Genomic DNA, 2185 nt, shown 5'->3' with positions numbered 1-2185 from the left:
GTTCGTCATGACATCCGGCAACCGGCAGGTAGAAATGCTGTTCATACTCGTTGACCATGCGGAGGCTGCAGAAATCCTGCATGGCCATCTTCATGGCTTCCTTCATCATCTTGATCCAGCGGGCCGGTGTGGTTCCATCTCTCCGCTCATAAAAACAGGGGATGACATCATTTTCGAGGATGTTGTAGAGTGCCTGGCTTTCCACGGCGTCCTGATAATGGGGATCATCATATTCCTCCCCGTTGCCGATCCTCCAGCCACGTTTTTCATTGTATCCTTCACACCACCACCCATCCAGGATGCTTAAATTCAGGCCGCCGTTAATGGCCGCCTTCATGCCGGAAGTACCACAGGCTTCATAGGGTCTTCGGGGGGTGTTTAGCCAGACATCGGCACCCCGGACCAGGTAGCGGGCAATGTTGATATCGTAATCTTCCAGGAAAACAAAACGATGTCGGACACTGGGACGGTTGGCGAATTCGATGATTCGTTTAATCAGTTCTTTACCTTCGTTATCCCGTGGATGAGCCTTGCCGGCGAAGATAAACTGTACCGGTCTGGTGGGAGAATTGATCAGGGCCTCCAGCCTCTCAGGGTCGGACAACAGCAGGGTTGCCCGTTTATAGGTAGCAAAACGGCGGGCAAAAGCAATGGTCAGGATATCCTGGTCCAGCGCTGCTTCCGCGTACTGTATCATGGCTTTTGAGGCGTTGCGCTGGCTGTATTGTTTGACCATCAGCCGGCGGCAGGTGTTAACCAGGCGTGAACGGCACATCTGGTGGGCATTCCAGAGCTCTTCATCGTAGATTTCATTAATTTTTTTGGTAACTTCCTCTTCACAGGGATGAAGGGGCCAGTCGGGTCCGAGATAATTTTCAAAAAGGTTGTGGTTGCGATGAGATATCCAAGAGGTTATGTGAATGCCGTTGGTAACGTGAGAGATGGGTATCTCCGCTTCCGGTCGTCCGGGCCAGACATGGGCCCACATGTGACGGGCTACCTTTCCATGGAGTTCGCTGACCCCGTTGCAGTACTGTGACATTCTCAGCCCGATAATGAACATGGAGAATGGGGCTTGCGGGCCGGCACCAGCCTGCTGACCCCAGGAAATCATTTCATCTGCCGTGGTTCCCAGGGGTTCTTCCAAGGCTTTAAAGTAGGGTCTGACCAACTGGGGAGGGAATTCATCGTGGCCGGCGGATACCGGTGTGTGCGTGGTGAAGATAATGGTCCGCGGTACAATTTCCAATGCCGTCTTCAGATCAACACGGTGAGTTTCCATGCAATGGCGTAAGTGCTCCAGGCTGCAGAAAGCTGAATGTCCTTCATTCATGTGACATACTTTTGGCTGAATACCCAGAGCTTTCAGTGCCCGCATGCCGCCGATTCCCAACAGAATTTCCTGGGCCAGCCGTACAGATGATCCCCCGCTGTACAGTCTTGCGGTTATTTCCCGAATTTCAGGTGAATTTTCGGGCAGGTTGGTGTCCAGTAAATAGAGAATTACCCTGCCAATGTTAACTTTCCAGACTGTAGCCCGTATTTCCCCCTGGGGTCCGGTAACGGAAATAAAAACCTGCTTTCCGTCGCTATCTTTGGCTTTGCTGAGGGGAAGGAAGAACAGGTTGGTTTCCAGGTAACCTTCCTGCTGCCAGCCGGTTTGATCCAGGTATTGATGAAAGTAGCCGTTTCGGTAGAGGAGACCAACAGCGGTTAAGGGAAGCCCTAGATCAGATGCTGCCTTCAAGTGGTCACCGGCCAGCACCCCCAGGCCGCCGGCAAACAGCGGCATGCTTTCATGGATGCCGAATTCCATCGAAAAATAGGCGATGCTTTTATCGTGTTCGTAGGGAGTCTGGCTGTAGTCGATGGGTTTATTGATCTGTTGGTCGAAATTTTCTTTCACCCGTTGAAGATGGGCGAGGAAACTTTCATCTTCCGCCAGTTCCTCCAGTCGTTTCTGGGTAACTTTGGTGGAGAAAACCAGCGGATTGCCGCGGGTGTCATCCCAGAGCCGGGGATCAATGCGGCGGAATAACTCCACCGCATCCCGCTGCCAGGACCACCAGAGATTGCGGGCCAGGGTAGTTAAAAAGGCAAGTGGTTCAGGGACCCTGGGAAATACATTAAAGATTTTTATATGACTCATAATTATATCACCTCGTTTATAGCGTTGTTTATTAAT

General features: G+C 51.7%; 1 protein-coding gene. It reads right to left on the bottom strand.

Going from position 1 to position 2185, the window contains the following annotated elements; translation table 11 throughout:
- Positions 1–2149 (bottom strand): alpha-glucan family phosphorylase (gene glgP, locus U9P07_10155; GenBank protein MEA2109767.1); only part of this gene is annotated, 2149 nt, incomplete at its 3' end.
- Positions 2150–2185 lie beyond the last annotated feature (36 nt).

This window comes from Pseudomonadota bacterium, from assembly GCA_034660915.1.
Taxonomy (GTDB): domain Bacteria; phylum Desulfobacterota; class Anaeroferrophillalia; order Anaeroferrophillales; family Anaeroferrophillaceae; genus DQWO01.
Note: the sequence above shows the minus strand (reverse complement) of the source record. Positions and strands in the feature narration are given on the sequence as shown.